This window comes from Candidatus Phytoplasma phoenicium, from assembly GCF_001189415.1.
In the GTDB taxonomy this organism is placed as follows: domain Bacteria; phylum Bacillota_I; class Bacilli_A; order Acholeplasmatales; family Acholeplasmataceae; genus Phytoplasma; species Phytoplasma phoenicium.
The window spans coordinates 1-1,241 of record NZ_JPSQ01000068.1; the positions used below are offsets into that span (position 1 = coordinate 1).

General features: G+C 20.3%; 1 protein-coding gene and 1 pseudogene. Both read left to right on the top strand.

The features are described from left to right. Positions 1 to 784: DnaA ATPase domain-containing protein (locus tag AlmWB_RS01620; RefSeq protein ID WP_239682432.1), on the top strand; the 784-nt coding region annotated here is incomplete at its 5' end. A 48-nt stretch (positions 785 to 832) separates the two neighbouring features. Continuing rightward, positions 833 to 1,241 (top strand): annotated as a pseudogene (locus AlmWB_RS01625) (DNA polymerase III subunit beta); the annotation flags it as partial.

Genomic DNA, 1,241 nt, shown 5'->3' on the forward strand with positions numbered 1-1,241 from the left:
AAGAAAAGAAAAAATGGAAGAATTTAATCAAAAATATCGTAATATTGATGTTTTATTAGTAGATGATATTCAAATTATGTCTGAAGCTCGTAGAACGCAAATAGAATTTTTTAAACTTTTTGATTATTTAAATTTAAATAAAAAACAAATAGTTGTAACAAGTGATAAACCAATTTCTGAATTATATAATATAATGGAAAGACTTACTAATCGTTTTAAAGCAGGATTGGTAGTAGATATTCAAAAACCCGATTCTAAACATCGTTTAGATATTTTAAAAAAAAAAATATTCGAATTACAAGGAGAAAATCTCAAACTTAAAAAAGAAATTTTAGAATTTATTTCTTCTCATTTTGATGAAAATATTCGTGAAATGGAAGGTGCATTATTAAGACTTTTAAATTATACTCAAATTTATGGTTTAGAAATTAATTTACAAAATACAATGAATTCTTTAAAACCTTTATTAAAAACAAAAAAAAATGTTTTTGAAGAAGAATCTAATGTTGAAAAAATCAAAAATATAGTTAGTAAATTTTATAATATTAATGTTCGGGATTTGATCAGTAAAAAAAAACATTCTAAATATACAATTCCTCGTCATATTACTTTTTATTTAATAAAAACTTTGAATAATTTATCTTTTAAAATGATTAGTTTTTTGTTTGATCGTAAATATTCTTCTATTTTAAAAGCTTTTAAAAAAATAAAAAAAAAAATTGAAGAGGAAGAAGAATTAAAAAAAGTTATTAAACTCCTTTTGACCAAAATTAATAATCAATAAAATCTCAAAAAAATCAATAAATTGTCGAAGGAAGAGGTTATTTATATTATGAATTTCGAAATCAAAACAGAAATTTTTTTGCATTATTTACTTCAAATTCAAAGGATAATTCCACAAAAAACTTTTTTCCCTATTTATTATTCAATAAAACTTGAGGCTAAAGGGGATATTTTGTTTTTAGAAGTTAGCAATGTTAATATTGCGGTTAGAATAAAAATAGAAGAACCGAGTTTAAAAATTCAAAAAGAAGGGACTTTATTAGTTTCAGGTAAATATTTTATTGAAATTATTAAAAAAATAAATTTCGATATTATCAAATTAGCTTCTATGGAAAATCAATTTTTAGTTATTAAGACTTATTCTTCAGAATATAAATTAAAAATAATGGATTTAAATAATTTTCCAACAATTAATTTTTATTTTGATGTTTCAAAATGTTTTGAAATAAAAAGTGATT